The organism is Paracoccus hibiscisoli (assembly GCF_005048265.1).
Lineage (GTDB): Bacteria > Pseudomonadota > Alphaproteobacteria > Rhodobacterales > Rhodobacteraceae > Paracoccus > Paracoccus hibiscisoli.
Genome location: NZ_SUNH01000022.1, coordinates 43,772 through 69,400 on the forward strand (window position 1 = coordinate 43,772; position 25,629 = coordinate 69,400).

The following is a 25,629-nucleotide window of genomic DNA, read 5'->3' on the forward strand; positions in this document are numbered from 1 at the left end:
CTGCCAACCAGAACACCCGGGTCAACCGGAACGCCGCCCATGAACGGGCGGGCCTTGAGGGAGGAACACATCATGGGCGGCCTGTTGGCCCTGTCGCGCGGCATCGACCGCGTCACCACCGTCATCGGACGCAGCGTCGCTTGGCTGATCCTGCTGGCCATCCTGGTCAGCGCGATCAACGCCATCTCGCGCAAGCTGTTCAGCCTGTCGTCGAACGCCTGGCTGGAGGCGCAGTGGTATCTGTTCGGCGGCGCCTTCATGCTGGCCTCGGCCTGGACGCTGCTGGAGAACGAGCACATCCGCATCGACGTCATCTATGGCCGCTGGTCGCGCCGCGCCCAGCACTGGATCGACGTGATCGGCACGGTGTTCTTCCTGCTGCCCTTCACCGCGATCATGCTGTGGCTGACCTGGCCCGCCTTCACCCGCAGCTGGTTCAACGGAGAGGTCTCGATGAACGCGGGCGGGCTGGCGCTGTGGCCCGCGCGGGGCATCCTGGTGCTGGGCTTTGGCCTGCTGTTCGCGCAGGGCATCTCTGAACTGATCAAGAAGATCGCCGTCATGCGCGGCATCATCCCCGACCCCCATCACCACGAGGGCCCGCATGAGGCGGGCCTCAAGGAGGCCGGCCTGATGACCGCGGGCCTGACGCAGGACCAAGAGGCCGCCGCCCGGTCCGCAGACCCGGAGAACCGCGCGTGATCGACCTCATCGCCCATAACCTGGCCCCCATCATGTTCTTCTCGATGGTGGCGTTTCTGCTGTTCGGCTATCCGATCGCTTTTGCGCTGGCGGCCAACGGGCTACTGTTCTTTTTCTTCGGGGTGTTCCTGACGCCGCTGTCGGACCAGGTGAACCTGGGCTGGAACCTGCTGGGCGCGCTTGGCGACCGGGTGTTCGGGGTCATGCGCAACGACACGCTGCTGGCCATCCCGTTCTTCACGCTGATGGGCATCGTCCTGGAACGCTCGCGCATGGCCGAGGAGCTGTTGGAGACCATCGGCCAGCTGTTCGGACCGGTGCGCGGGGGCCTGGCCTATGCGGTCATCCTGGTCGGCGCGCTGCTGGCGGCGACGACGGGGGTGGTGGCGGCCTCGGTCATCTCGATGGGGCTGATCTCGCTGCCGATCATGATGCGCTATGGCTATGACAAAAGCCTGTCGACCGGCGTCATCGCGGCCTCGGGGACGCTGGCGCAGATCATCCCGCCCTCGCTGGTGCTGATCGTGCTGGCCGACCAGCTGGGCCGGTCGGTGGGCGACATGTACCGCGCCGCGATGGTGCCCGCGCTGGCGCTGGTGGCGGTCTATATCGCCTATGTGCTGATCCTGTCGGTCCTGCGCCCCAAGGCGATGCCCGCCCTGCCGCTGGAGGCCCGAAGCCTGGGGTCGGGCGGCTGGTCGCTGGTCGCGGTGGCCGTGATCGCGGTCGTGACCTATTTCCTGGGCAGCCGCATGATGGAGGCCGGCGGCGTCGCCAACGCCTCCATCTGGGCGGCGACGCTGGCGGTCGTGGTGCTGCTGCTGCTGGCGCTGGTGGACCGGGCCCTGGGTCTGAACCTGCTGTCGCTGATGACGCGGCAGGTGATCATCGTGATGATCCCGCCGCTGGCACTGGTGTTCCTGGTGCTGGGCACGATCTTTCTGGGCATCGCCACACCCACCGAAGGCGGCGCGATGGGCGCGGTCGGCGCGCTGGTCCTGTCGGCCATCAAGGGGCGGCTGTCCTTCGAGGTGCTGAACCAGGCGCTGCTGTCGACGGTCAAGCTGTCGGCCTTCGTCATGTTCATCCTGATCGGCGCGACGGTGTTCTCGCTGACCTACTATTCGGTGAACGGCCATGTCTGGGTGCGCGACCTGCTGACCGCACTGCCGGGCGGGGCGCTTGGGTTCCTGGTGGTGTCCTGCACGATCATCTTCGTGCTGGGCTTTTTCCTGGACTTCTTCGAGTTGGCCTTTGTCATCGTACCGCTGCTGATCCCGGCGGCGAATGTGCTGGGGATCGACCTGGTCTGGTTCGGTATCATCCTGGCGGTGACGATGCAGACCTCGTTCCTGACGCCGCCCGTGGGGTTCGCGCTGTTCTATCTGCGGTCGGTTGCGCCACGGCGGTCCTATCGCGACATGATCACCGGGCTGATGATGGACCCGATCACCACGATGAACATCTATCGCGGCGCGGTGCCCTTTGTCGGGCTGCAGATGCTGATGATCGCAGCTGTGATCACGTTCCCCGGAATGGTGATGCATTACAAGGGGCCGACGGTCGATACCTCGAACATCCGGATCGAGATCCCGATGGGGGGTGGCGGTCTGGGCGGGGGCTTGGGCGGAGGACTGGGTGGCGGTCTGGGCGGCGGCCTTGGCGGGGGGACGACCGCCCCCGCACCGGGCGGCTCGGGCTTCGGGACGCTCGGCGGTCTGGGCGGATCGCCCTTCGGGCAACAGCCTGCGGCCGGGGCGGATGCGCCTGCCACCCCGGAACCGGCCACGCCTGTACCGGACGCCCCGGCACCGCAAACATCGGCACCGGAAACACCAGCCCCGTCGGGTGGGCTGGGCCTGGGCTTTGGCGGGCCGCCTCCGGGTCTGTCGGGCAACTGACGGCCCCGAAACCGAACCGGCATGGAAAAGCCGCCGCGCAGGATCTGCGCGGCGGCTGTTTTCAGTCGCAGGCCGTGATCAGCCGTTCTGCGCCAGGGCGCCGTTGCGCTGCTGGATCATCATGAACGTGTCAAAGGTGTATTCGGCGGTCTGCTGATACAGATACCAGTCGTCGCGGAACTGCAGCATCGCCTCGTATTGCGTCTTGAACGCCTCGTTCTCGGCCGAAACCTCGGCATAGACCTCGTTGGCGGCGGCAAAGGACGCGGTCAGGATCTCCTCGCTGAACGAGCGCAGCTGCGCGCCGGTGCCAACCAGCTCCTTGAGGGCGGTGGGGTTCAGATAGTCATATTTCGCCAGCATGTTCTGGTCCACGGCCTGTGCGCAGGTGCGGAACAGCGACTTGTAGCTGTCGGGCAGCGCATCCCACTGGCCCTTGTTCACGAAGAAGCTGACCGTCGGGCCACCCTCCCAGAAACCGGGATAGTAGTAATAGGGCGCGACCTTCTGGAAGCCCAGCTTGCTGTCGTCATAGGGGCCGACCCATTCGGCCGCGTCGATCGTCCCACGCTCCAGCGAGGGATAGATGTCGCCGCCCGCGATCTGCTGCGGCACGACGCCCAGCTTTTCGACGACCCGGCCCGCCAGGCCGGAAATGCGCATCTTGAGGCCCTGCAGGTCGGCCAGGGTGTTGATCTCCTTGCGGTACCAGCCGCCGAACTGCACACCGGTATTGCCGCCTGGAAAGCTGACCAGGTCATACTGTTCCAGGAAGGTGTTGTAGTTGTCGATGCCGCCGCCCTGATAGTTGTAGGCCGATTTGGCGCGCGCCGAGAAGGTGAAGGGCAGGTCGGCCCCGCAGGCGAAGGCCGGGTCCTTGCCCCAGTTGTAATAGCCCACCGAATGCGAACATTCGACGGTGCCGTCGGTCGTGGCGTTGATCGCGTCCAGGCCCGGCACGATCTCTCCGGCCGAAAAGACCTGGATCTGGAAGCGGCCATCGGTCGCCTCGGACAGGCGCTGCGCGATCTCCTCGCCGCCGCCATAGATGGTGTCCAGCGACTTGGGGAAGCTGGAGGCGAGGCGCCAGTTGATCTGGGGGGCCTCCTGCGCGATGGCGGGTGCCGCCAGCACGCTGCCCGCCGCCGCCGCCGCGCCGCCGATGGATGCACGCGTGATAAAGGACCGCCGGTCCAGGCCTGTTGTCTTGGTCATTCTGTCTCCCTCCGCTTGGGGCGGCGGGCCCCCTCGGCCCGTTCCGTCCCGCCCCTGCATGCGTGATACTTTAGCCCCGCTTTCCCGCCTGTCGAGAGGCCAGAGACCTTGGGCGGCAGTTATTTTCAGCCCTGCCGCCCGGTCGCGGCGCGGAACCGCACGGCAGCGATTGTGCCCGCAAAGACGGCGGATTAACAGGAACGGGCGGCCCGGTCACAAGGAGGTCCAGATGCGGATCGAGGAATGGCAGCCAGACCTGTCCGGACAGCCCGGCCCCAAGTTCCGGGCGCTGGCCAATGCGCTGCGCGAGGCCGCGCGATCGGGGCTGCTGGCGCCGGGCACGCGCCTGCCGCCGATGCGCGACATGGCCTGGCGCCTTAAGGTGACGACCGGCACCGTCGCGCGCGCCTATCAGGTCGCCGCCGCCGAGGGCGTGATCGAGAGCCATGTCGGGCGCGGCAGCTTTGTCGCGGCCCCGCCAGCCCGCAGGCCCGTGCCGCAGCCGCTGCTGTACGAGAGCCTGGATCACCCGATGTCCCAGCAGGGCCCCGCCGATCTGCGCATCCCGCAGCTGCCCGATTGCGGGCAGGCGCGGGTCCTGGCGCGGCATCTGACGGCGCTGGCGGATGATCTGGACGCCGATGTGCTGGATTACACCCCGCTCAGCCGCGATCAGGACTGTCGGGCGGCGGCGCTGGACTGGATGGCGGTGCGGCGCGTGGGACCGGCATCAACCGGCGACATGGTGCTGACCCATGGCGGCCAGCACGCGATCACGCTGGTCATGGCGCTGTGCCTGGCCGATCAGCCCGCGCAGGTCATGGTCGAGGCGCTGACCTATCCCGGCATCGTCCATGCCGCACGGCTGATGCGCGCGCAGACCCTGCCGGTGGCGCTGGACGATCAGGGGATGCGCCCCGAGGATCTGGACCGCGTGGCGCGGGCATCGGGGGCGCGGCTGGTCTGCCTGACGCCCTCGGCGCAGAACCCGACGCTGGCCTCGATGGGGGCGGAACGGCGCGCGGCGATCATCGCGGTCGCACGCCGCCACGACATCCAGATCATCGAAGACGAATGCTATGCCCCCAGCCCCGATCCCCAAGGCCCGCCCAGCCTGCGCGCACTGGCGCCCGAGCGGGTCTGGCATGTCAGCAGCCTGTCCAAGATCATCGCCGCCGGGCTGCGTTTCGGCATCCTGATCTGCCCCGAGGGGATGGGTCAGGCGGGCCGCGTCGCCGCCCAGCACAGCCATATGGGCCTGTCGCAACCCATCACCGGGCTGGTCACGCGGCTGATCCGGTCCGGCGATGCCGCGCGGATCGCGCGCGAGGTCAAGGAGCTGGTCGATGACCGCCTGGCCCTGGCGCACGAGGCGCTGGACGGTCTGGGGATGCGCGGCCAGCCAGGCGTGCCGATGGTGTGGCTGCCGCTGCCCGCGCCGTGGAACGCGGTCGATTTCGTGGCGCGCGCGGCGGTTGCGGGCGTGATCGTGCGCCCGTCATCGGATTTCTGCGGCCCCGATCAGGTGCCGGTCCAGGGCGTGCGCATCGCGCTGAACTGTCGGATGCCGCGGGCGCGGCTGGCGGCGGCGGTGGACGGGTTGGGCCGGATGGCCCGGTCCGGCCCCTTGGCGGGGCCGGACTGAGACCTCAGCGCAAGATGCTGCGACCCGCGTATTCGGCGGTGGCGCCCAGCATTTCCTCGATGCGGATCAGCTGGTTGTATTTCGCCAACCGGTCGGACCGCGCCAGCGATCCGGTCTTGATCTGACCGCAATTGGTCGCGACGGCCAGGTCGGCGATGGTCGCATCCTCGGTCTCGCCCGAGCGGTGCGACATCACCGACGTGAAACCCGCGCGGTCGGCCATGCGCACCGCGTCCAGCGTTTCCGACAGCGTGCCGATCTGGTTGACCTTGACCAGCAGGCTGTTGGCGCAGCCGCGTTCGATCCCTTGGGCCAGGCGGACCGGGTTCGTCACGAACAGATCGTCGCCGACCAGCTGGATGCGGTCGCCAAGGCGGTCGGTCAGCATCTTCCAGCCGTCCCAGTCATCCTCGCCGCAGCCGTCCTCGATCGACAGGATCGGATAGGCGTCGCACAGCGCGGCCAGATAGTCGACGTTCTCGGCCGGGGTCAGGGACTTGCCCTCGCCCTTCATCTCGTACTTGCCGTTCTTGAAATATTCGGTGGAGGCGCAATCCAGCGCCAGCATGATGTCGTCGCCGGGCTTGTATCCGGCCTTTTCGATGGCCTTCAGGATGAAATCCAGCGCGTCGCGGGTCGACGATAGGTTGGGGGCAAAGCCGCCCTCATCGCCGATGCCGGTGTTCAGGCCCGCCGCCGACAGCTCCTTCTTCAGCGTATGGAAGATCTCCGAGCCCATGCGCACGGCCTCGCGGATGTTCTCCGCGGCGACCGGCATGATCATGAATTCCTGGATGTCGATGGGGTTGTCGGCATGTTCGCCGCCATTGATGATGTTCATCATCGGCACCGGCAGGATGCGCGCCGAGGTGCCGCCGACATAGCGATACAGCGGCTGGTTCGTGGCCTCGGCCGCGGCCTTGGCGATGGCCATCGACACACCCAGGATCGCGTTCGCGCCAAGACGGCCCTTGTTGGGGGTGCCGTCCAGCTCGATCATCATCATGTCCAGCATGCGCTGTTCGGTCGAATCCTCGCCCACCAGATTCTCGGCGATCTCGCCGTTGACGGCGGCCACGGCCTCCAGGACGCCCTTGCCCATATAGCGGGTCATGTCGCCGTCGCGCTTTTCCACCGCCTCATGCGCGCCGGTCGACGCCCCCGAGGGAACGGCGGCGCGGCCCAGGGTGCCGTCCTCCAGCGTGACGTCGACCTCGACGGTCGGGTTGCCGCGGCTGTCCAGAATTTCACGGGCGAAGATGTCGATGATGGCGGTCATGAAGGCACTCCGTTGATGCTTGGCGCCTTGTTAGCGCCCGAAGGGCCGTTCCGCAACGCTCACGGCATCCTGATGCGCGCCCAGATCGGCAGATGGTCCGACGCCTCGCGCGCGCCCGCCTGGTTGAAGACGCCGGTGTCCAGCACATCCAGATTGCGCGACAGCGCCATGCGGTCCAGCCGCAGCTGGGGCAGGGGGGCGGGATAGGACGGGCCCGGCGCGATGATCCGGAACCCGGCCAGCGATTCCAGCCCCCGGTCGTCGCGCCATTCATTGAAATCGCCCATCAGCACGATGTGATCCTCGGCGATGCGCGACGCCTGCGCGCTGATCCGTGCCAGCTGCGCGCGCCGCGACGACCGCGCCAGACCCAGATGCACGCCGATCACCGTCAGGCCCGGAAGGCGCAGGGCGACCGCGCCGCGCGGCTCCAGCCCCGGCAGTGGCAGGCGGCGCAGCACCGCCTGTTCGGCCAGGTGCGGGCGCATCAGGATGGTCTGGCCGTGCCAGCCCAGGCTGCTGTCGGTGGTGCCATAGATATCGGCGGGGACCAGCCCCGTCTCGGCCTGGATCAGCTTGCGCGGCAGGGCCTCGGGGCGGACGCCATAGCGGAAATCGACCTCCTGCAGGGCAATGATGTCGGGGTCCAGCGCACGGATGACGGCCAGGTTGCGCAGGGGGGCATGCGGGCCGGTCATGCCCCGGCATTTGTGCAGGTTGTAGCTGGCAAGTTTCAGCATCACGGCTCCGGGAGGTCTGCGGATGATTGTGACGGCGAACGCGCGGGCCGCAAGGGGCGGGCGCGCAAAAACCCGTCAGGTGCCGCAGAAGGTCTGATGCACCAGCTGCGCGGTGGTGGGCGCGTGCGCCAGGTCGGCCCAATCGTCGCGCGCCTCGCGCGGGTGGGTCACGGCCTCCAGAAGGCGCCGGAACGGCCCCATGTCATCGGCCACGGCCGAGGCGATGGCCTGTTCCACCCGGTGATTGCGCGGGATGCGGCGCGGATTGGCCTGCGCCATCGCGGCGGCGTCCGGGGACAGCGCCTGCCAGTCGCGCGCCCAGGCATCGAAGGCCGCGCGGTCGGTGAACTCATCGCGCGCGGTGTCGTTGGACAGCCCTGCGAAAACGCGCGTGAAATCGGCACGTTGCGTGGCCATCATCGACAGCAGCCGCTCGATCAGCGGCTGATGCTGCGCGCCGTCGATGCCCAGCTTGGCCCCGAACCGGCGCAGCCAGGCCGCCTGATAGAGGGGCGCAAAGCGGTGGACGGATGCGGTGGCGGCCTCGACCGCCGCCTCCTCGGGGCCCATCAGCGGGATCAGGCAGGTCGCGAATTGCGCCAGGTTCCAGACCGCGATGTTGGGCTGGTTCGCCCAGGCATAGCGCCCCTGCCGGTCGATCGAAGAAAACACCGTATCGGGATGGTAGATATCCATGAAGGCGCAGGGACCATAGTCGATCGTCTCGCCCGAGATCGCCATGTTGTCGGTGTTCATCACCCCGTGGATGAACCCAAGCGCCATCCAATGCGCGATGGTTTCGGCCTGGGCGGCCACCACGCGGTCCAGCAGCGCCAGCGGGCCGTCCGCGCCGGGATAGTGGCGGGCGATGACGTGATCGGTCAGCGCCTGCAGGCGGGCGCGGTCGTCGCGCACGGCAAAGAACTGGAATGTGCCGACGCGGATATGGCTGGAGGCCACGCGGGTCAGCACCGCGCCGGGCAGTCCGCCCTGTTCGCGCCAGACCTGGTCGCCGGTCGCCACCGCGGCCAGGGCGCGCGTGGTCGGCACGCCCATCGCGGCCATGAATTCGCTGACCAGATATTCGCGCAGCACCGGCCCCATCCAGGCGCGCCCGTCACCCCGGCGCGAAAACGGCGTCGGCCCCGAGCCCTTCAGCTGGATGTCGAACCGCGCGCCGTCGGGGGCCACGACCTCGCCCAGCAGGACGGCGCGGCCGTCGCCCAGCTGCGGGACAAAGCCGCCGAACTGGTGGCCCGCATAGGCCTGGGCCAGGGGGGCCGCCCCGTCGGGGATCGCATTGCCCGCCAGCATCTCGACCGTCAGCGCGTCGCGGCCCATCCCCAGCCTGTCGGCCAGCGGCCCGTTCAGCGCCAGCAGGCGGGGGGCGGTCACCGGGGTGGGGTCCACGCGGGCAAAGAACCCCTGCGGCATCCGGGCATAGCTGTTGTCGAAACGGATCATCGCGGTCTCCTTTTGACCCATACATAGGCGCGGATGACGGCTTTGCCAGCCCGCGACCCTTGCACCGCAGGCGTCAAGGGCGTATCCGCATCCGGCAAAAGGAGCCTTTCTCATGAAATTTCTCGACCTCGCCAAAGTCTATATCCGCTCGGGCGGGGGTGGCGCGGGCTGCGTGTCGTTCCGCCGCGAGAAGTTCATCGAATATGGCGGCCCCGATGGCGGCGACGGCGGCAAGGGCGGCGATGTCTGGGCCGAGGCGGTCGAGGGTCTGAACACCCTGATCGATTTCCGCTATCAGCAGCATTTCTTTGCCAAATCCGGCCAGCACGGCATGGGCAGCCAGATGACCGGCAAATCCGCCGATGACGTGGTCCTGCGCATCCCCGTCGGCACCGAGATCCTGGACGAGGACGAGGAGACCGTCATCGCCGACCTGACCGAGGTCGGCCAGCGCGTGTTGCTGGCCAAGGGCGGCAACGGGGGCTGGGGCAACCTGCATTTCAAGTCCTCGACCAACCGCAGCCCGCGCACCGCCAATCCGGGGCTGGAGGGGGTCGAGCGCACCATCTGGCTGCGGCTGAAGCTGATCGCGGATGCCGGGCTGGTCGGCCTGCCCAATGCGGGCAAATCGACCTTTCTGGCGGCCGTGTCGAATGCGCGCCCCAAGATCGCCGATTATCCCTTCACCACGCTGCACCCGAACCTGGGCGTCGTGGGCGTGGACACCTACGAATTCGTGATGGCCGACATTCCGGGCCTGATCGAGGGGGCCAGCGAGGGGCGCGGCCTGGGCGATCAGTTCCTGGGTCATGTCGAGCGCTCGAACGTGCTGCTGCATCTGGTGGACGGCACGTCCCAGACCGTGGCCGAGGATGCGCGCACCATCCTGACCGAGCTTGAGGCCTATTCGCCGGTGCTGATGAAAAAGCCCCGCGTGACCGCGCTGAACAAGATCGACGCGCTGGACGACGACGAGATCGCCGAGCGCCGCGCCGAACTGGAGGCCGAGCTGGGCCACCCCGTCATGCTGATGTCGGGTGTGGCCCGGACCGGCGTCACGGATGTCCTGCGCGCGCTGTGGACCCAGATCGAGCCGTCGCGCGCCCCCGCGCCCGCCGATACGCCTGACGGGACATGGCGTCCGTGACCGCGCCGCAGCTTGGCGCGGCCCGCAGGCTGGTCGTCAAGATCGGCTCGGCCCTGCTGGTCGGGCCCGAGGGGCTGCGCGGCGATTGGCTGCGCGGGCTGTGCGATGATGTGGCGGATTGGCGCGCGCGCGGATGCGACGTCGTGCTGGTCAGTTCGGGGTCCATCGCGCTTGGGCGCCGGGTGCTGGGTCTGCCCGCCGGGGCGTTGCCGCTGGAGCAGGCGCAGGCCGCCGCCGCCGTGGGCCAGATCCGCCTGGCCCGCGCCTATGAGGAGGCGCTGGCGCCCCATGGCGTCATCACCGCGCAGGTTCTGCTGACGCTGGAGGACAGCGCCGACCGCCGCCGCTATCTGAACAGCCGTGCGACCATGCAGACGCTGCTGTCCCTGGGCGTGGTGCCCATCGTGAACGAGAACGACACCGTCGCCACGGATGAGATCCGCTTCGGTGACAACGACCGCCTGGCCGCGCAGATCGCCGTGACCTGCGGCGCGGATCAGCTGCTGCTGCTGTCGGATGTGGACGGGCTGTATACCGCGAACCCCAAGACCGACCCCACGGCCCGCCACCTGCCGGTGATCGAGGCGATCACCCCCGAGATCGAGGCGATGGGTGGCGATCCGGTCTCGGGCCTGTCCAAGGGCGGGATGAAGACCAAGCTGATGGCCGCGCGCACCGCGGTGGCGGGCGGGTGCGCGATGGCGATTGCCGAGGGGTCGGTCTTCCGCCCGCTGTCGGCCGTTGCACAGGGCGCGCGCAGCAGCTGGTTCCTGCCCGAGGCCGATCCGCAACTGGCGCGCAAACGCTGGATCGGTGCGATGAAGCCCAAGGGCAGCGTGATGGTGGACGAAGGGGCGGCGCTGGCCTTGGGGCGCGGGAAATCGCTGCTGCCCGCGGGGGTGACTGCGGTCGAGGGCGCCTTCGGACGGGGCGATCCGGTGGCGATCACCGGTCCTTTGGGGCAGCGGCTGGCAACGGGGTTGATCCGCTATACCGCAGCAGAGGCGCGCCAGATCGCGGGCCACCATTCCGCTCAGATCGAGGCCATTCTGGGCTATCCGGGGCGGGCTGCGATGATCCATCGCGACGACATGGTCCTCTAGCCCAGCGGGGCTTGGCACGGCCGGGGGGTCCGGGGGGCTGGCCCCCCGGCCGTCGCGGGACGCAGATCAACCGCCCACCGGCCGTCGCGCCCCCACGGCCCGCGTGACCCCGCGCGGACGGGCCAGCCGCGGCGCATCCCGGCCCGGCGCCGGCAGGGTCAGCACCGCCTCGCGCAGCGCCAGGATGGCCTCGTCCGAACTGCGGGGCAGGTCCGAGGGCAGAATCGGCGCGCCGATCGTCACGCGATAGGGGTGACGGGTCTTGTTCAGCACCTCGTTGAACAGGGTCACGTCGCGCAGGGTCGGATGGATCTTGTCGAACAGATAGAACAGCGCGGAGTTGCGGGCCCGGATGCGCAAGGGAATGACCGGCAGGTCGAACTTGCGCGCGATCATCGCGGCACTGGCCATCCAGGGGCGCTCGTTCAGCGTCACGCCGGTCCGCTTGGCCAGCCGCCCCGACGGAAAGATCAGGCCGATCCGTCCGGCCTCGATGGCGTCGCGGGTGTAATCCATCGTCGCGCGGGTCTTGGCATGGCTGCGCTTTTCGACGCGCCATTCCACCGGGGCGATCATGCCGATCATCTGCGGCAACACCCGGATCATGTCGTGATTGGCATAGATGAACAGATCGTCGCGCAATTGCGAGACGATGGCGTTCAGAAAGATCCCGTCCGCGATCCCGGTCGGGTGGTTCGCCACGATCAGCGCCGGGCCGGAGGCGGGGATATGCTCCAGCCCCTCGACCTGCAGATCGTGGACGATCAGCTCGCTCATCCTGCGGAAGATCTCGGTGGGGGGCAGGTCGCGGAACTGCGCCCCCAGATCGACCGTGGCCGGATAGCGCAACACCTGCATCATCGCCCATTTCGCGGCCCGGTGGTGCAGGCGCCCGGAAAACAGCCAAGGCGCCCGTTCGGCGATCAGGGGGTCAAGCCGCGCCTGCATCTCGGCGCGTGCCTCGTCGATCTTGCCCATCTTGTGACCCCCCTCACCGGCCGGCAGCGATCATACGCGAGATCATTTCACGCGTGTTCCGGCTCAAACCCTCAAGGATGCCGATCTGTTCCAAGGCGGCCTGCGCATGGCCGCGCCGTGTGGCATCATAGCGGGGCCAGGTCTCGAAGGCGGTGGACATGCGCGCGGCGATCTGGGGGTTGGCCGCGTCCATCCGCATCAGCCAATCGGCGGTGAAGGCATAGCCCGACCCGTCCGCCGCATGGAACCCCGCATGATTGGCCGCCAGCCCGCCCAGCAGCGCGCGAAAGCGGTTGGGGTTCTTCCAGTCGAAATCCTTGCGCCCGGCCAGCCGCCGCGCCACCGCGACCGCCTGATCGGGGGGCGCGGCCATCACCTGGACCGAGAACCACTTGTCCATGACCAGCCGGTTGTCGCCGAATTCGTCATGCAGGATGCGCAGGGCCGCCTCTCCGCGCCCCAGGCGCAGCAGGACGGCCAGCGCGGCCATGCGTTCGGTCATGTTGCCGGCGATGCCGAACAGGACCTCGGCCCGGTCACCGCCATCGATGCGCCCCAAAAGGCCAAGCGCCGCGATGCGCAGAGACCGGCCCGCCGCCGCCTGCGCGTCGGGCGAATAGGGACCGGTGACGGCCATGTCGTCGAACAGCCGCGCCAGCAGATCCTGATGCGCGACCGCGATGCGTCGCGCCAGATCGTCGCGCGCCGCATGGATTGCGTCCGGGTCCGGCGTCACGCCCAGCGAGGCCAGGCGCGTGGCGATCTCCTCCTCCCCGGGCAGGGTCAGGCACAGCGCGCGGAAGGCCGGATCGGCGGCATCGTCCGCCGCCAGCGCGCCGATGGCGGTGATGTAATCCGCGCCCGCGTCGCGACCCTGCGACAGGTCGGTCAACGCGGACAGCGCCAGCTCGCGCCCGGCCTCCCACCGGGCGAAGGGGTCGGTGTCATGGGCCAGCAGAAAGGCCCGCGTCGCATCATCCATCTGCCGCCGCAGCATCACCGGCGCCGAGAACCCCCGCAGGACCGAGGCGACGGGCCGTGCGCCCAATCCCTCAAAGGCGAAGCTCTGTTGTGCTTCGGTCATCTCCAGCACGCGGGTGGGGGCGACCTCGTCGCCATTCGGGCCGATCAGGCCCACGGCGATGGGGATCACGCGGGCGGGCTTGGCGGGCTGGCCGGGCGTGGGCGGGGTGCTTTGCGCAAAGGTCAGCGTCAGGGTGCCGTCCTGCCAAGCCTCCTCCATGGTCAGCATCGGGGTGCCGGCATCGGTGTACCAGCGCTTGAACTGGGACAGGTCGCGGCCGGTGGCGTCCTCGAAGACCAGCAGCCAATCCTCGATGGTGGCGGCGTCGCCGTCATGGCGGTCGAAATACAGATCCAGCGCGCGGGCATAGCCCTCATCGCCCACCAGGCGTTTCAGCATGCCGATGACCTCGGCGCCCTTTTCATAGACCGTCGCGGTGTAGAAGTTGTTGATCTCCTCATAGCGGTCGGGGCGCGGGGGATGCGCCAGCGGGCCCTGATCCTCGCGGAACTGGCGGGCGCGGAGCGTCTGGACGTCCTCGATCCGCTTGACCGCCGCCGAACGCAGGTCACTGGTGAACTGCTGGTCGCGAAAGACCGTCAGCCCCTCCTTGAGGCACAGCTGGAACCAGTCGCGGCAGGTGATGCGGTTGCCGGTCCAGTTGTGGAAATACTCATGCGCGATGACCGCCTCGATCCGCTCGTAATCTGTATCGGTGGCCGTATCGGGCGAGGCCAGCACCAGTTTCGAGTTGAAGATGTTCAACCCCTTGTTCTCCATCGCGCCCATGTTGAAGTCATCGACCGCGACGATGTTGAACACGTCCAGGTCGTATTCGCGGCCATAGACGTCCTCGTCCCACCGCATCGACTTGATCAGGCTCTCCATAGCAAAGCCCGCGCGGTCCTGATCGCCGGGGCGCACCCAGACGTTCAGCGCAACGTCACGCCCCGACCGGGTGGTGAACCGGTCGCTGACCGCCACCAGATCGCCCGCGACCAGCGCGAACAGATAGGCGGGTTTCGGCCAGGGGTCGTGCCATTCGGCCAGGCCCGGCTCCTGCCGGACTGGGTTGCCGTTCGACAGCAGCACTGGCATGTCGCTGCGGATGATGACGCGGAATGTGGTCATCACGTCGGGACGGTCGGGGTAGAAGGTGATGTGGCGGAACCCTTCGGCCTCGCATTGGGTGCAGAAGATGCCGCCGGACAGATACAGCCCCTCGAAGGCGGTGTTGTCCTGCGGATCGATGGCGACCTCGGTCTCCAGCGCGAAGGGCGCAGAGGGCAGGGCGGCGGCGGCGATGGTCAGCGTTTCGTCGTCGCGGCGGATATGGGCGGGGTCGGGGGCATGTCCGTCGATGGTCAGCGCGCGCAGGTCCAGACCCCGCCCGCCATCCAGAACCAGATCGACGGGCAGGGCGCCCGGCACCAGCTCCAGGCGGGCCCGGACGATGGTTCCGCGCGGCGCCAAGGTCACGTCCAGATGCGTTCCCGACAGGGTGAACGGATAGGGGCGGTAATCGGCAAGGTGCTGGACAGGCTGCGGTTTCGGGCCAGGCATGGTGGCGACCTCTCGCTAAAAATGCGGCGCGGGAACGGAACCCGGGCGTTCACATTGGTGTTAATCGCCTGAACGCCGGCTCGCAAGGCGGGGCATCGGGTCTTGGCGATTGACAGCCGACCGCCCGCGCGCCACCACCCCTGCGACCTTAACCCGGTCACAAGACAGTCTGAATCGGAGACCTGCATGAGCTATGATCCCAACGATCCGAACCGCCCCCAGCCCGGCGTCGAGCCGAAGGAAACCTATGTCGAGCCGGTCGAGCGTCGGTCCTCCGCGCTGCCGCTGATCATCGGCGTCCTGCTGGCGCTGGCTTTGGCCTATTTCGTGCTGCAGCGTTTCATGACCGATGACACGACCGTCGTCGAAGGCGACACGACCACCGTGACCACGACCGAGCCCGCGCCGGAAACGACCACCCCGCCCGCCGTCGTCGTCGAACCCGAGCCCGACACCGCCGCGACCGAAGCTGAGGCAGACAATGCCGCAGCCCAGGCCGATGCGGATACCGCGGCCGAGACCACCGACCAGCCGGTCGTGGGTGCCGATGGCGCCGCCACCACCACCGAATCGGACGCGGCCAGCGCCGAGACCGAAGCCGAGCCAGCCGCCCCGGTGACCGGCACGACCGAGCCCGCACCGGCTGACGACACGCTGGACGACGCCGTCACCATCGATGAGCCGGCGACCGAGACCACGCCGCCTGCCGCTGCGGCGCCGGCGACGACCGCGCCGGCCACCACGGCGCCCGCCAACTGATCTTTGGCGCGCTTGCGCGACAGGACAGGCCCGGATGCATCCGCATCCGGGCCTTTTTCATGTCGCCTTGGTAACGCTGCGAAAGATGACCTTGGGTCAGTCTTTCGGACGAGACCGCGGCAGCCTAGCCTTGTGAAACAATATTTCGCGATGTTATGTGTCTGACAAATCCGGAAACACCAAGGCGGGGGGCAGCCGAGCCATGAAGATTGGCGCATTGAAGGAAATTTTTGACGGCGAGGCGCGGGTGGCGATCACGCCGTCCTCGGCCGTGCATCTGGCCAAGCTGGGCCACACGGTCTTTGTCGAGAGCGGGGCCGGCGCCCGGGCGGGCTTTTCGGACGACGACTATGCCAAGGCGGGCGTGACCGTCAGCCGGACCGCCGCAGAGCTGGTGGGTGCGGTCGACCTGCTGGCCAAGGTCCGGCCCGCGACCGAGGCCGAGATCGGCCAGATGCGGGCGGGCCAGACGCTGATCTCGTTCTTCTATCCGGCGCAGAATGCCGATCTGCTGGCGCGTGCCAAGGATCAGGGCATCACGGCCATCGCGATGGACATGGTGCCCCGCATCAGCCGCGCGCAAAAGATGGACGCGCTGTCCTCCATGGCCAATATCGCAGGCTATCGTGCGGTGATCGAGGCTGCGAACAATTTCGGACGCTTCTTCACCGGGCAGGTCACGGCGGCGGGCAAGGTGCCCCCGGCCAAGGTGCTGGTCGTGGGCGCGGGCGTCGCGGGTCTGGCCGCGATCGGGACGTCGGTGTCGCTTGGCGCGCAGGTGCATGCCTTTGACGTGCGCCCCGAGGTGGCCGAGCAGATCGAATCGATGGGCGCGGAATTCGTCTATCTTGAGTTCGACCAGCAGGTGCAGGACGGGGCCGCGACGGGCGGATATGCCGCGCCCTCCAGCCCCGAATTCCGCGAAAAACAGCTGGCCAAGTTCCGCGAGCTGGCGCCGCAGATGGACATCGTGATCACCACCGCGCTGATCCCGGGCCGCGACGCGCCCAAGCTGTGGACCGCCGACATGGTGGCCATGATGAAGCAGGGCAGCGTCATCATCGACCTGGCGGCAGAGAAGGGCGGCAATTGCGACCTGACCGTGCCTGACGAACGCATCGTGACGGAAAACGGCGTGACCATCGTGGGTTACACCGACTTCCCGTCCCGGATGGGCGCGCAGGCGTCGGAACTCTATGGCAACAACATCCGCCATTTCGTGGCCGACCTGACCCCGGCCAAGGACGGCGTCATCGTGCACAACATGGAGGATGACGTGATCCGCGGCGCCACCGTCGCCCGCGATCACGACGTGACCTGGCCGCCGCCGCCGCCCAAGATCGCGGCCATCGCGGCGCAGAAGCCCAAGGAAAAGAAAAAAGAGCTGACCCCCGACGAACGCCGCGCCGCCGAGGCCGCCGCCTTCAAGGCGGACACTGCCAACCAGATCAAGCTGCTGGTCGGCGGCGGTCTGGTCGTGCTGCTGATCGGGCTGGTCGCGCCTGCCAGCTTCATGTCGCACTTCATCGTCTTTGTGCTGGCCTGTTTCGTGGGCTTCCGCGTGATCTGGAACGTGGCCCATTCGCTGCACACGCCGCTGATGGCCATTACCAATGCGATCAGCTCGATCATCATCCTGGGGGCGCTGATGCAGATCGGCTCGGGCTCGGCCTGGGTGGTGATCCTGGGGGCGCTGGCGGTGCTGATGGCATCGGTCAATATCTTTGGTGGCTTTATGGTCACCCGGCGCATGCTTGCCATGTTCCAGAAGTCGTAAGGGATCGGGACGATGGAATACGGATTCACAACCGCGGCCTATGTGGTCGCATCGGTCCTGTTCATCCTGTCGCTTGGCGGGCTGTCGGGACAGGAAAGCGCGAAACGCGCCATCTGGTACGGCATCGTCGGCATGGCGCTGGCGGTGGCCGCGACCCTGTTCGGCCCCGGCGCGGGCAACTGGTTCCTGTCGCTGGTGATGATCGCCATCGGCGGCACGGGCGGCTGGCTGGTCGCCAAGCGTGTCCAGATGACCGAGATGCCGCAGCTGGTCGCGGCTATGCATTCGCTGGTCGGCCTGGCGGCAGTCTTTGTCGGCTTCAACGCCCAGATCGAACTGGGTCGCGTCACCCGGCTGATCGCCGAGGGCGTGCCGGTGGCCTTTACCGGTTTCGCGGCGCTGCTGGCCGGCAAGACCGGCCCCGAGATCGCCATGCTGAATATCGAGGTGTTCCTGGGCATCTTCATCGGCGCGGTGACCTTCACCGGGTCGGTCGTGGCGTTTGGCAAGCTGTCGGGCCGCGTGGACGGCAAGCCCAAGAAGCTGCCGGGCGGGCATATGCTGAACGCGGGCGCGCTGGCGCTGTCGATCCTGTTCGGCATTCTCTATTTCACCGGCGTCGGTCCGGCGGTGTTCTGGCTGATCCTGGTCACCCTGCTGGCCTTCTTCATCGGCTATCACCTGATCATGGGCATTGGCGGTGCGGATATGCCGGTCGTGGTGTCGATGCTGAACAGCTATTCCGGTTGGGCTGCGGCGGCGATCGGCTTTACGCTTGGCAATGACCTGCTGATCGTGACGGGCGCGCTGGTCGGATCGTCGGGCGCGATCCTGTCCTACATCATGTGCAAGGCGATGAACCGGAACTTTGTCAGCGTGATCCTGGGCGGTTTCGGCGGAGAGACCGGCCCCGCCGCCGCGATCGAGGGCGAGCAGATCGCCATTGACGCGGATGGTGTCGCATCGGCCCTGAACGAGGCCGACAGCGTGGTCATCGTGCCGGGCTATGGCATGGCGGTGGCCCAAGCGCAGGGCGCGGTCAGCGAGCTGACCCGCAAGCTGCGCGCTGCGGGCAAGACGGTGCGTTTCGCGATCCACCCGGTTGCGGGGCGTCTGCCCGGCCACATGAACGTGCTGCTGGCCGAGGCCAAGGTGCCCTATGACATCGTGCTGGAGATGGACGAGATCAACGAGGATTTCCCCTCGACCGACGTCGTCATCATCATCGGGTCCAATGACATCGTGAACCCGGCGGCGCAGGATGATCCGAACAGCCCCATCGCCGGGATGCCGGTCCTGGAGGTGTGGCGCGCCAAGCAGGTCTTCGTGTCCAAGCGCGGGCAGGGCACCGGCTATAGCGGCATCGAGAACCCGTTGTTCTTCAAGGAGAACACCCGGATGTTCTATGGCGATGCCAAGGACAGCATCAACAAGCTGCTGCCGATGATCGACTGAAACCGTCCACGCGCCCGCCGGTCACGCGACCGGCGGGCGCATCGAACCGGGGCAGGGGGCACGTCCCCCTCAGCAGGAGGGGCGCATGAACCCGGCCACCGAACATCCCCTGCGCTATGCGCTGGTCAACGAGCTGCATGCCCGCCCGTCGCCGCAGATCGCCGCCCCCGCGACGGCGGTCTTCGTCGCGTTCAAGGACCCGCGCGACGCGGCCAACCGGGACCGGGCGCGCGACATGGCGCATCTGACCGATCTGGTCCAGCGCCACGGCGGACCCCGCCCCGACCCCGAGGACAGCCACTATCAGGGTCAGCTGGGCCGGCATGCCCTGAAATGGGAAAGCCACACCGAATTCGTGTCCTATATGGCGACGGTGCCGGGGCTGCCGATCCGGCCCTTCGATCCGTCGGCGGCGGCGATCTTTCCCGATACGTGGCAGCATGGGGCCCCCGGCAAGCGGGTGGCGGCGGTAATGGTCCAGGTCGACCTGCTGCCCGACGATCCGGCCGAGGCGCTGTCGCGCATGGACGGCTGGTTCGCGCAGGACAGCATGGCCGCCATCTGGGTGCTGGACGGGGCCGCGCTGGTCGCGGGCGATTTTCGCATCGATGCGGATGGCTGGATGCGCTTTGCGGTCTTTGTCCGGCCCGGCACGTCCGAGGGGCGGATCGGTCGCCTGGTGCATCGCCTGGTCGAGCTGGAGACCTATCGCGCGATGTCGATGCTGGGCCTGGGCCGGGCGCGGGGTCTGAGCAACCGGCTGAACGAGCTGGAGCCGCGTCTGACGGCGATCCTGGATTCCATGACGGATGATGCGCAACCGGCGGAGCAGCTGCTGCACGACCTGCTGGCGGTCTCGACCCAGCTGGAGGCGCAGGCGGTGCAGCATTCGTTCCGCTTTGGCGCGACGCGCGCCTATGAGGCGATCGTGCATGACCGCATCGCCGCCCTGCGCGAGACGCGGTTTCTGGACCGCCAGATGCTGACCGAATTCATGCGCAGGCGCTATCAGCCCGCCATGCGCACGGCGCAATCGGCCGAACGGCGGCTGGCCACCATGCTGGAGCGCACGGCCCGGGCGGCGGAACTGCTGCGCACCCGCGTGGATGTCGAACGCAGCGCCCAGAACCAGAAGATCATGCACCGCATGGACCGCCGCGCCGATCTGCAGCTGCGCCTGCAGCACACGGTCGAGGGGCTGTCGGTCGTGGCGATCAGCTACTACGCGGTGGGCCTGCTGGGTTATGCGCTGGCGCCGCTGGTCGGGATCACGGGCCTGGACAAGACGCTGCTGGTGGCGGGGCTGACGCCGCTGACGGTGCTGACGGTCTGGTGGGGGATGCGCCGCGTGCGGTCGCGGTTCCACGATGCGGGCAGCGACGATTTGTGACTTGTGGCAGGCACGACGGGGCGCGATACATCAGACCTGACCATGAAAGGACCGCCCATGCGCGTGACGTTTGCCCTGCTGGCGACCCTGGCCCTTGCGGCCTGCGGCGTCCCCTTCGTTCCCCTGATCTGACGAGGTTACCATGTCCAAGACGCTGACGATGTTCGGTCTTTCCCATTGCTCGACCTGCCAGAAGGCGCAGGCCGCGCTGGAGGAGCATGGCTGGAGCGTGCAGTTCCGCGACGTCCAGAAAGAGCCACTGTCCCCGGATGAGCGCGCCGCGCTGGTCACCGATTTCGGGGACAAGATCATCAACCGCGCCAGCCTGACCTGGCGCGGCATGTCCGAGGAAGAGCGTGCAGCCGATCCGGTCGCGATGATGGGCGACAAGCCGAGCGTGATGAAACGCCCCGCGATTCGCGCAGAGGGACAGACCGCTTTGGGCTGGACCGCAAATGTCAAGCGGGCATTCGGTGTTCCGGCCTGATTGAACGGGGCAGGGGGCCTGCTGGTCCCGCCCACCCGTCTCAGCCCTTGCGGCTGGCCAGCGAGGATATCAGCGGACTGACCCCGCTGAGATCGAAGCCGGCATCGGCGGCGATACGCAGGATCTCTGCCTCGGGCAGCCGGCCCGCCTGGTTCAGCGCCCAGAGGACCGTCGAGCGATTTCCCGACCGGCAATAGGCGATCACAGGCCCCTGTCCTGCGGTCGCCGCCCCGAATTCGGCGATCAGCTGCGGGGTGATCTGGCCCGGATGAAACGGCAGATAGTGATAGCGCATCCCGGCCTGTTCGGCGGCCATGGCCATCGCGTCGTGGTCGATATCGGGGCCGACCTCATCATCGGGCCTGTTGTTCACCAGCACCTTGAACCCGGCCTGCGCCAAGGCGGGGACATCCTCGGGCATGATCTGGGGCGAGACGGCAAGGTCGGGGGTGATTTGGCGCAGATCCATCAAAGGGCCTTTCATCGTCGGGACTGTCCGACCTGGCGTCTTTCGCAACCGCTTGTCAAGCCGAGCGAGGCCGGGCCATCAGGGTCTCTGCCACCAGATCGGGCAATGCGTCGAAGTGATCGAAGACGCCGTCATGGGGCAGCTCTGCCACCGGGCTCAGCCGATAGCCGCCGGAATAGAGCAGGAACGGCACCGGGACCGCCGTCGCGCAATGGGCATCAAACGCGCTGTCCCCGACGAACAGCGCGTTGCCGTCGACGGTGCCCAGACGCTCCAACGCCAGCCTGAGGGGGGCCGGGTCGGGTTTCTTCTGCGGAAGTGTATCGCCCCCCACGACCACCGGGAACAGATGCGAAAGCCCGAAATGGTCCAGCACCTGCAGAGTCGGACCCATCGGCTTGTTCGTGCAGATGCCCATGGGGTGACCCGCATCGGCCAAGCGGCCAAGCACCTCGATCACGCTTGGGAACATCCGGGTCAGGGCGGTGGCATCGTGATAGCGCGCCATGAAGGCCGCGATCAGCGCGGGTCGGTGCACCGGATCGATCGAGCAGGCGGCAATGATCCGCGACCAGAGCAGCTCCACGCCGCCGCCGATGAAGCTGCGGACCCGTGGCAGAGGCAGCGGGGTGATGTGGTGCTGTCTCAGGACCGCAGAAACGCAGGCATGGATATCCGGCGCGCTGTCGATCAAGGTGCCGTCCAAATCGAAGACAATCGGGCAGGGTCGGCTCATCATGCCACCTTCCATTTGATCGAGCAGCCCATGGACGCGGTCTGCGCTCTCGGGCCTTGGCCGGTTTCGGCGATCTGCATCATCGCCAGGTACAGGTCCCGCCGCGCATCGGGCGCCGCCGCCTGTCGCCCGGATGCGTCCAGGCGACCGCGATATTGCAACCGGCCCTGGCTGTTGTAGCCAAAGAAATCGGGGGTGCACTCGGCACCATAGGCTCGAGCCACCTGCTGGCTGGCATCGTGAAGGTAAGGAAAGCGAAAGCCGTGATTCTCCGCCAGCTGCCGCATCTTTTCGGGACTATCCTCCGGATAAGCGTCGGCATCATTCGCCGATATCGCATAGACGCGGATGCCATGGTCCATCAACTCATGGGCGTCACGGACGATGTGATCCAGGATCGATCGGACGTAGGGACAATGGTTGCAGATGAACATGACCAGCGTCGCCTTGGCCTGCCCACTATCGGTCAGGCTCCAGACGCGGCCATCGCCATCAGGCAACAAGAATTCGTGCCACAATGCATCGAAGTCGCAAACGGGTGGCGAAACAGCCATGAGATACTCCAGATTTTTTCCAAATGTGTAAGATCAGAGAAGGATGAGCAAGTCGTGAACGATATGAGGCTGAGACGGCTCTATGAGACATAATACAGATTATTGAGTAACGCGGTGTAGAACCGAAGTAGAATTGTCGCGAACTGGCAAAGTTGATTTGTCGCCTCTGCCCTGAAGGCTGACGCTGTGCTGAGCTGTATTGACCCACTGAAAATCTGCTCATGCTACAAAGGAGAAGGTAGCAATGAGTATGACGATGGACGACAGCATCAAACGTTGGACTGCCAAGCGTAAGACAGCCCTGGTGATTGAGATCATTCAGGGCAGGACAACGGTGGCGGCGGCGAGCCGATCCTTCGATCTGACACCCTCGGAAATCGAGGGTTGGGTCGAGGATGCCAAGCGTGGCATGGAGAATTCCCTGCGGGCCAATCCACTCGACATCCATGCCCAATACGACAAGCAGCTGAAAGATCTGCAGGAGGCTTACGGCGAGGCGATGCTTGAGTTGCGCGCCCGAAAAAAGCTGCAGGCCCTCATGGAGCGGGAGGACGGCAATTGATCCGGACGCTGCATGAGGGCCTGCTGGCCGAGGGCGTCGCCGTGTCGATCGCCAAGCTTTGTAACTGGTTCGGCGTGCCGCGTCGGACGGTCTATTATAAGCCGACCAAGTCAGCGCCGAAGATCGATCCCCGCTTCGCGGACCCGATCAAAGCCATGATCGAGGAGGAGCCCTCCTTTGGCTATCGCACTGTTGCCTGGCTACTGGGCTTCAACAAAAACACGGTCCAGCGGGTTTTCCAGCTCAAGGGCTGGCAGGTTCGTAAGCGCGCCGTGGGCATGCGCCCCCGCATCCAGGCCATCCCTTCCGTGGCCACAGCCCCGAACGAGCGATGGTCTACTGACCTGGCCCGCGTCTGGACCGGCAAGGATGGCTGCGCCTCGCTCGCACTGGTGATCGACTGCCACACCCGCGAGCTTCTAGGTTGGCATCTGTCGCGCTCGGGCAAGGCCACGACCGCCAGCGCAGCCCTCAAGCACGCCCTGATCGCCAAGGTTCGGCACACTAGGCAGGGTCGAGCAGGAGTTCCTGCTGAGATCGGACAATGGCCTCGTGTTCACCAGCCGCCACTTCACGGCTCTGGTGCGCAGCTACGGGTTGAAACAGGAGTTCATCACCCCACACTGCCCCCAACAGAACGGCATGGTCGAGCGCGTCATCAGGACACTCAAGGAGCAATGTGTTCACCGCCATCGCTTCGAGAGCATCCAGCATGCGAGCCGTGTCATCGGCGACTGGATCAGCTTCTACAACAACCGCCGCCCCCATCAGGCGCTTGCCATGCGCACGCCGGCCGAGGCATTCAGATTAGCCGCTTAACCTGAGCAGATTCAGATGGGTCAATACAACGGCGGCCCTGTCAGATTACCTGCACGACCACGGGCTGCCGGTAGCCTTCTATTCCGACAGGCACAACGTCTTCCGCGTGAACCGCCGCGCGCCCCGGAGCGGGCATGGGATGACGCAATTTGGGCGGGCGCTCAGCGAGTTTAACATCGAGATCCTCTGCGCAAACAGTTCACAAGCCAAGGGCCGCGTCGAGAGGGCCAATCGGACTTTGCAAGACAGGCTGGTCAAGGAACTGCGCCTCGCAGGTATTAGCGACATGGCCGCAGCCAATTCCTTTCTGCCTGGCTTTATGGCTCACCACAAGTTGCGCTTCTTGCAGGCCCTTGCCCGACCGGATAACCGGCACCGGCCTTCGACCTTGGACGCTTCACGGCTGTCGGACATCCTCTGTGTGTGCGATCAGCGTCAGGTCGGCAAAAGTCTCGTGGTCCATTACGAGCGCATGAAGTTCATCCTGAAAGACGGTGAGCATGCCCGGAATGCGATCGGCCGATATGTCGAGAGTTACAGCTATCCTGATCGGTCCCTCGAAATCCGTTGGAAGGATATCTCGCTACCCTATCGCATCTCCGATCCTGCACAGCAGCGCGTCACCCATGCCGCAGTGACCGAGAACAAGCGCCTGAGCGAGGTTCTGGCCCATGTGATGGCCGCCAGAAGGTTGCCCCGCCGGAGGTCGGACCAGCTGGCAAACAGCGCAGCCGATACGCGCTGAAGGGGAGCGCGCATCGGGGCAGAAAAGGATGGGTCGAAAAGCGCACCGAGCACCTTGCGGCTGACGCTCTCGTCATGCCCGCACAGCCAGCAGAATGACCGTGTCAGTATAGAAGTACATTATCGGGAGCGGCATCTGTTATCGCCGCCACCGCCGGCCCCGTCCCTACGGCCCCTAATGGAGAGAGCGAGCCGGGGCCGGCTCAGCGCCCATCCGCACCGGCAGCGACATTTCTAAATAGCCGTACATGCAAAAATTTTAACTTGGTGACAGCATGCAGCCGACAGCTACTGCGCCAGTTGCTCTTTCTTCTAAGTAGTTGCCGGCGGCTGCGTAACAAGCGACGACCTCATCGATCCTGCGATCAAAATAGACCCACGACCCGTAATCGCCCATGCAACCCCATACCCCTTTGCCGAGTTCTTTGCGTCTCGTATCTGCCAGGCTTTGTGTGGTTGTGAATCTTGAACTTCTCGAGACTTTCCGCCCGGACCTTGGTGACCACCTTTGACGGGGGGGGTACCGTTTCCAGTTAACCTCTTTCAGGACGATCTTCTAGATATCGAGAGCTTCGGTGCTGCCAGGCGGGACGATTTGAACCGCCATATCCGCCGCCCCTACCCTCGTTCCCACCATCGGAACGAACCTGTAGGAAATCCGGTAAGCGGGGTCTCGGATCTCCTCTTCGGTTAGGCCGTATTCAAACGCATTGATCGCAGCCTCGACGTTCGGCGGCAGCCCGGCAGACGCTTTGAGGAGCGCCCGCTGATCGCGGTCGAAAGTGGTAAACTTCAACGCGAGACGCAGCCTCTTCTCAAGGCACAGCCCGGCACCAGATTCTTTCCTCAGCATATCCATGACGTTTAGCGCGCAGGCTCGGAGCTTCGCGCCGATAGCGTCATCAATCCTATCAGTCATGCAGTGCTCAACTTCGTGCCGAATGTCGATCATGAACTCGTGAATTGCCCCGGGTCTGTCGGAGACCGTCAACTTAGGTCATGTTGACAAAAGGCGAACCCAGAGGCGGATAGACGTGATGTCGATGAAGCCCAGGAAGCTTTCAGCGGTTTTGTCGTAGCGTGTGGCGGCCCGGCGTGCGTTTTTCAGCTTGTTGA

At 66.4% G+C, this 25,629-nt stretch carries 22 protein-coding genes and 2 pseudogenes; 13 read left to right on the forward strand and 11 right to left on the reverse strand.

Annotation, left to right across the window (positions count from 1 at the left end; translation table 11 throughout):
* Nucleotides 1-72: 72 nt before the first annotated feature.
* On the forward strand, nucleotides 73-702 hold the full coding sequence (locus tag FA740_RS15010) for a TRAP transporter small permease subunit (protein ID WP_136857584.1): 630 nt from the start codon (nucleotides 73-75) through the stop codon (nucleotides 700-702).
* Nucleotides 699-2,603: a TRAP transporter large permease gene (locus FA740_RS15015; RefSeq protein ID WP_136857586.1), complete on the forward strand. Its 1,905-nt coding sequence runs from the start codon at nucleotides 699-701 to the stop codon at nucleotides 2,601-2,603. Before FA740_RS15010 ends, FA740_RS15015 begins: the two co-directional genes overlap by 4 nt.
* A gap of 78 nt (nucleotides 2,604-2,681) precedes the next feature.
* On the opposite strand, the gene FA740_RS15020 is transcribed toward FA740_RS15015, so the two are convergent.
* Nucleotides 2,682-3,800 (reverse strand): TRAP transporter substrate-binding protein, encoded by a 1,119-nt coding sequence (locus FA740_RS15020; protein WP_136857621.1) that lies wholly within the window; start codon nucleotides 3,798-3,800, stop codon nucleotides 2,682-2,684.
* A 247-nt stretch (nucleotides 3,801-4,047) separates the two neighbouring features.
* On the opposite strand from FA740_RS15020, the gene FA740_RS15025 reads away from it, so the two are divergent.
* Nucleotides 4,048-5,463, forward strand: a complete 1,416-nt coding sequence (locus tag FA740_RS15025; RefSeq protein WP_169306320.1) for an aminotransferase-like domain-containing protein — start codon at nucleotides 4,048-4,050, stop codon at nucleotides 5,461-5,463.
* Between the two features lie 4 nt (nucleotides 5,464-5,467).
* On the opposite strand, the gene eno is transcribed toward FA740_RS15025, so the two are convergent.
* The 3 genes from eno to FA740_RS15040 form a co-directional block, all read right to left on the reverse strand.
* Nucleotides 5,468-6,742: a phosphopyruvate hydratase gene (gene eno, locus FA740_RS15030; RefSeq protein WP_136857588.1), complete on the reverse strand. Its 1,275-nt coding sequence runs from the start codon at nucleotides 6,740-6,742 to the stop codon at nucleotides 5,468-5,470.
* A 59-nt stretch (nucleotides 6,743-6,801) separates the two neighbouring features.
* Nucleotides 6,802-7,482, reverse strand: a complete 681-nt coding sequence (locus FA740_RS15035) for an endonuclease/exonuclease/phosphatase family protein (protein ID WP_136857589.1) — start codon at nucleotides 7,480-7,482, stop codon at nucleotides 6,802-6,804.
* A gap of 75 nt (nucleotides 7,483-7,557) precedes the next feature.
* A complete protein-coding gene (locus FA740_RS15040) occupies nucleotides 7,558-8,946 on the reverse strand; it encodes a protein adenylyltransferase SelO (RefSeq protein ID WP_136857590.1) in 1,389 nt (462 codons plus the stop codon).
* 112 nt (nucleotides 8,947-9,058) lie between these two features.
* Between FA740_RS15040 and obgE the strand changes: the two genes are divergently transcribed.
* Entirely contained in the window at nucleotides 9,059-10,093 is a 1,035-nt protein-coding gene (obgE, locus tag FA740_RS15045) for a GTPase ObgE (protein WP_136857593.1), read from the forward strand.
* Nucleotides 10,081-11,196, forward strand: coding sequence for a glutamate 5-kinase (gene proB / locus FA740_RS15050; RefSeq protein WP_136857594.1), 1,116 nt, complete (start codon nucleotides 10,081-10,083; stop codon nucleotides 11,194-11,196). Before obgE ends, proB begins: the two co-directional genes overlap by 13 nt.
* A 66-nt stretch (nucleotides 11,197-11,262) precedes the next feature.
* On the opposite strand, the gene FA740_RS15055 is transcribed toward proB, so the two are convergent.
* A complete protein-coding gene (locus FA740_RS15055) occupies nucleotides 11,263-12,174 on the reverse strand; it encodes a 1-acyl-sn-glycerol-3-phosphate acyltransferase (RefSeq protein WP_246053665.1) in 912 nt (303 codons plus the stop codon).
* Nucleotides 12,175-12,187: 13 nt separating this feature from the next.
* Nucleotides 12,188-14,761 carry an aminopeptidase N gene (pepN, locus tag FA740_RS15060; RefSeq protein WP_136857596.1) on the reverse strand — a complete coding sequence of 858 codons (2,574 nt, stop codon included), beginning with the start codon at nucleotides 14,759-14,761 and terminating at the stop codon, nucleotides 12,188-12,190.
* A 186-nt stretch (nucleotides 14,762-14,947) separates the two neighbouring features.
* On the opposite strand from pepN, the gene FA740_RS15065 reads away from it, so the two are divergent.
* The 5 genes from FA740_RS15065 (at nucleotide 14,948) to FA740_RS15085 (ending at nucleotide 20,629) form a co-directional block, all read left to right on the forward strand.
* Nucleotides 14,948-15,520, forward strand: a complete 573-nt coding sequence (locus FA740_RS15065; RefSeq protein WP_136857598.1) for a hypothetical protein — start codon at nucleotides 14,948-14,950, stop codon at nucleotides 15,518-15,520.
* Between the two features lie 202 nt (nucleotides 15,521-15,722).
* Complete coding sequence (locus tag FA740_RS15070; protein WP_136857600.1) at nucleotides 15,723-17,297, forward strand: Re/Si-specific NAD(P)(+) transhydrogenase subunit alpha; 1,575 nt, start codon at nucleotides 15,723-15,725, stop codon at nucleotides 17,295-17,297.
* 12 nt (nucleotides 17,298-17,309) lie between these two features.
* Complete coding sequence (locus FA740_RS15075; protein WP_136857602.1) at nucleotides 17,310-18,752, forward strand: NAD(P)(+) transhydrogenase (Re/Si-specific) subunit beta; 1,443 nt, start codon at nucleotides 17,310-17,312, stop codon at nucleotides 18,750-18,752.
* Between the two features lie 85 nt (nucleotides 18,753-18,837).
* Complete coding sequence (locus FA740_RS15080) at nucleotides 18,838-20,142, forward strand: DUF3422 family protein (protein WP_136857603.1); 1,305 nt, start codon at nucleotides 18,838-18,840, stop codon at nucleotides 20,140-20,142.
* 142 nt (nucleotides 20,143-20,284) lie between these two features.
* Complete coding sequence (locus FA740_RS15085; RefSeq protein WP_246053666.1) at nucleotides 20,285-20,629, forward strand: arsenate reductase family protein; 345 nt, start codon at nucleotides 20,285-20,287, stop codon at nucleotides 20,627-20,629.
* 40 nt (nucleotides 20,630-20,669) lie between these two features.
* On the opposite strand, the gene FA740_RS15090 is transcribed toward FA740_RS15085, so the two are convergent.
* Genes FA740_RS15090 through FA740_RS15100 form a run of 3 tightly spaced genes read right to left on the reverse strand, consistent with a single transcriptional unit; the run spans nucleotide 20,670 to nucleotide 22,388 of the window.
* Nucleotides 20,670-21,098, reverse strand: a complete 429-nt coding sequence (locus FA740_RS15090; protein WP_136857605.1) for a protein tyrosine phosphatase family protein — start codon at nucleotides 21,096-21,098, stop codon at nucleotides 20,670-20,672.
* A 55-nt stretch (nucleotides 21,099-21,153) separates the two neighbouring features.
* Nucleotides 21,154-21,834, reverse strand: coding sequence for a phosphoglycolate phosphatase (gene gph, locus FA740_RS15095; protein WP_246053667.1), 681 nt, complete (start codon nucleotides 21,832-21,834; stop codon nucleotides 21,154-21,156).
* Entirely contained in the window at nucleotides 21,834-22,388 is a 555-nt protein-coding gene (locus tag FA740_RS15100; RefSeq protein WP_136857608.1) for a thioredoxin family protein, read from the reverse strand. Before FA740_RS15100 ends, gph begins: the two co-directional genes overlap by 1 nt.
* A gap of 256 nt (nucleotides 22,389-22,644) precedes the next feature.
* On the opposite strand from FA740_RS15100, the gene FA740_RS15105 reads away from it, so the two are divergent.
* The 3 genes and pseudogenes from FA740_RS15105 to FA740_RS15115 form a co-directional block, all read left to right on the forward strand.
* Nucleotides 22,645-22,950 carry a DUF1153 domain-containing protein gene (locus tag FA740_RS15105; RefSeq protein ID WP_246053668.1) on the forward strand — a complete coding sequence of 102 codons (306 nt, stop codon included), beginning with the start codon at nucleotides 22,645-22,647 and terminating at the stop codon, nucleotides 22,948-22,950.
* A gap of 552 nt (nucleotides 22,951-23,502) precedes the next feature.
* Nucleotides 23,503-23,769: an integrase core domain-containing protein gene (locus FA740_RS19905; RefSeq protein WP_211243722.1), complete on the forward strand. Its 267-nt coding sequence runs from the start codon at nucleotides 23,503-23,505 to the stop codon at nucleotides 23,767-23,769.
* Nucleotides 23,770-23,803: 34 nt separating this feature from the next.
* Nucleotides 23,804-24,445, forward strand: a pseudogene (locus tag FA740_RS15115) (transposase family protein); the annotation flags it as partial.
* 624 nt (nucleotides 24,446-25,069) lie between these two features.
* On the opposite strand, the gene FA740_RS15120 reads toward FA740_RS15115, so the two are convergent.
* On the reverse strand, nucleotides 25,070-25,465 hold the full coding sequence (locus FA740_RS15120) for a DUF3644 domain-containing protein (RefSeq protein WP_136857614.1): 396 nt from the start codon (nucleotides 25,463-25,465) through the stop codon (nucleotides 25,070-25,072).
* Between the two features lie 45 nt (nucleotides 25,466-25,510).
* Nucleotides 25,511-25,629 (reverse strand): annotated as a pseudogene (locus FA740_RS15125) (IS5/IS1182 family transposase); the annotation flags it as partial.

What these genes read in the sequence shown, in the direction of transcription:
- FA740_RS15010 (WP_136857584.1), top strand. Translation starts at nt 73, where the DNA reads ATGGGCGGCCTGTTGGCCCTGTCGCGCGGCATCGACCGCGTCACCACC.
- FA740_RS15025 (WP_169306320.1), top strand. Translation starts at nt 4,048, where the DNA reads ATGCGGATCGAGGAATGGCAGCCAGACCTGTCCGGACAGCCCGGCCCC.
- eno (WP_136857588.1), bottom strand. Translation starts at nt 6,742, where the DNA reads ATGACCGCCATCATCGACATCTTCGCCCGTGAAATTCTGGACAGCCGC.
- FA740_RS15035 (WP_136857589.1), bottom strand. Translation starts at nt 7,482, where the DNA reads ATGCTGAAACTTGCCAGCTACAACCTGCACAAATGCCGGGGCATGACC.
- FA740_RS15040 (WP_136857590.1), bottom strand. Translation starts at nt 8,946, where the DNA reads ATGATCCGTTTCGACAACAGCTATGCCCGGATGCCGCAGGGGTTCTTT.
- obgE (WP_136857593.1), top strand. Translation starts at nt 9,059, where the DNA reads ATGAAATTTCTCGACCTCGCCAAAGTCTATATCCGCTCGGGCGGGGGT.
- proB (WP_136857594.1), top strand. Translation starts at nt 10,081, where the DNA reads ATGGCGTCCGTGACCGCGCCGCAGCTTGGCGCGGCCCGCAGGCTGGTC.
- FA740_RS15055 (WP_246053665.1), bottom strand. Translation starts at nt 12,174, where the DNA reads ATGGGCAAGATCGACGAGGCACGCGCCGAGATGCAGGCGCGGCTTGAC.
- pepN (WP_136857596.1), bottom strand. Translation starts at nt 14,761, where the DNA reads ATGCCTGGCCCGAAACCGCAGCCTGTCCAGCACCTTGCCGATTACCGC.
- FA740_RS15065 (WP_136857598.1), top strand. Translation starts at nt 14,948, where the DNA reads ATGAGCTATGATCCCAACGATCCGAACCGCCCCCAGCCCGGCGTCGAG.
- FA740_RS15070 (WP_136857600.1), top strand. Translation starts at nt 15,723, where the DNA reads ATGAAGATTGGCGCATTGAAGGAAATTTTTGACGGCGAGGCGCGGGTG.
- FA740_RS15075 (WP_136857602.1), top strand. Translation starts at nt 17,310, where the DNA reads ATGGAATACGGATTCACAACCGCGGCCTATGTGGTCGCATCGGTCCTG.
- FA740_RS15080 (WP_136857603.1), top strand. Translation starts at nt 18,838, where the DNA reads ATGAACCCGGCCACCGAACATCCCCTGCGCTATGCGCTGGTCAACGAG.
- FA740_RS15085 (WP_246053666.1), top strand. Translation starts at nt 20,285, where the DNA reads ATGTCCAAGACGCTGACGATGTTCGGTCTTTCCCATTGCTCGACCTGC.
- FA740_RS15090 (WP_136857605.1), bottom strand. Translation starts at nt 21,098, where the DNA reads ATGGATCTGCGCCAAATCACCCCCGACCTTGCCGTCTCGCCCCAGATC.
- gph (WP_246053667.1), bottom strand. Translation starts at nt 21,834, where the DNA reads ATGAGCCGACCCTGCCCGATTGTCTTCGATTTGGACGGCACCTTGATC.
- FA740_RS15100 (WP_136857608.1), bottom strand. Translation starts at nt 22,388, where the DNA reads ATGGCTGTTTCGCCACCCGTTTGCGACTTCGATGCATTGTGGCACGAA.
- FA740_RS15105 (WP_246053668.1), top strand. Translation starts at nt 22,645, where the DNA reads ATGGACGACAGCATCAAACGTTGGACTGCCAAGCGTAAGACAGCCCTG.
- FA740_RS15120 (WP_136857614.1), bottom strand. Translation starts at nt 25,465, where the DNA reads ATGATCGACATTCGGCACGAAGTTGAGCACTGCATGACTGATAGGATT.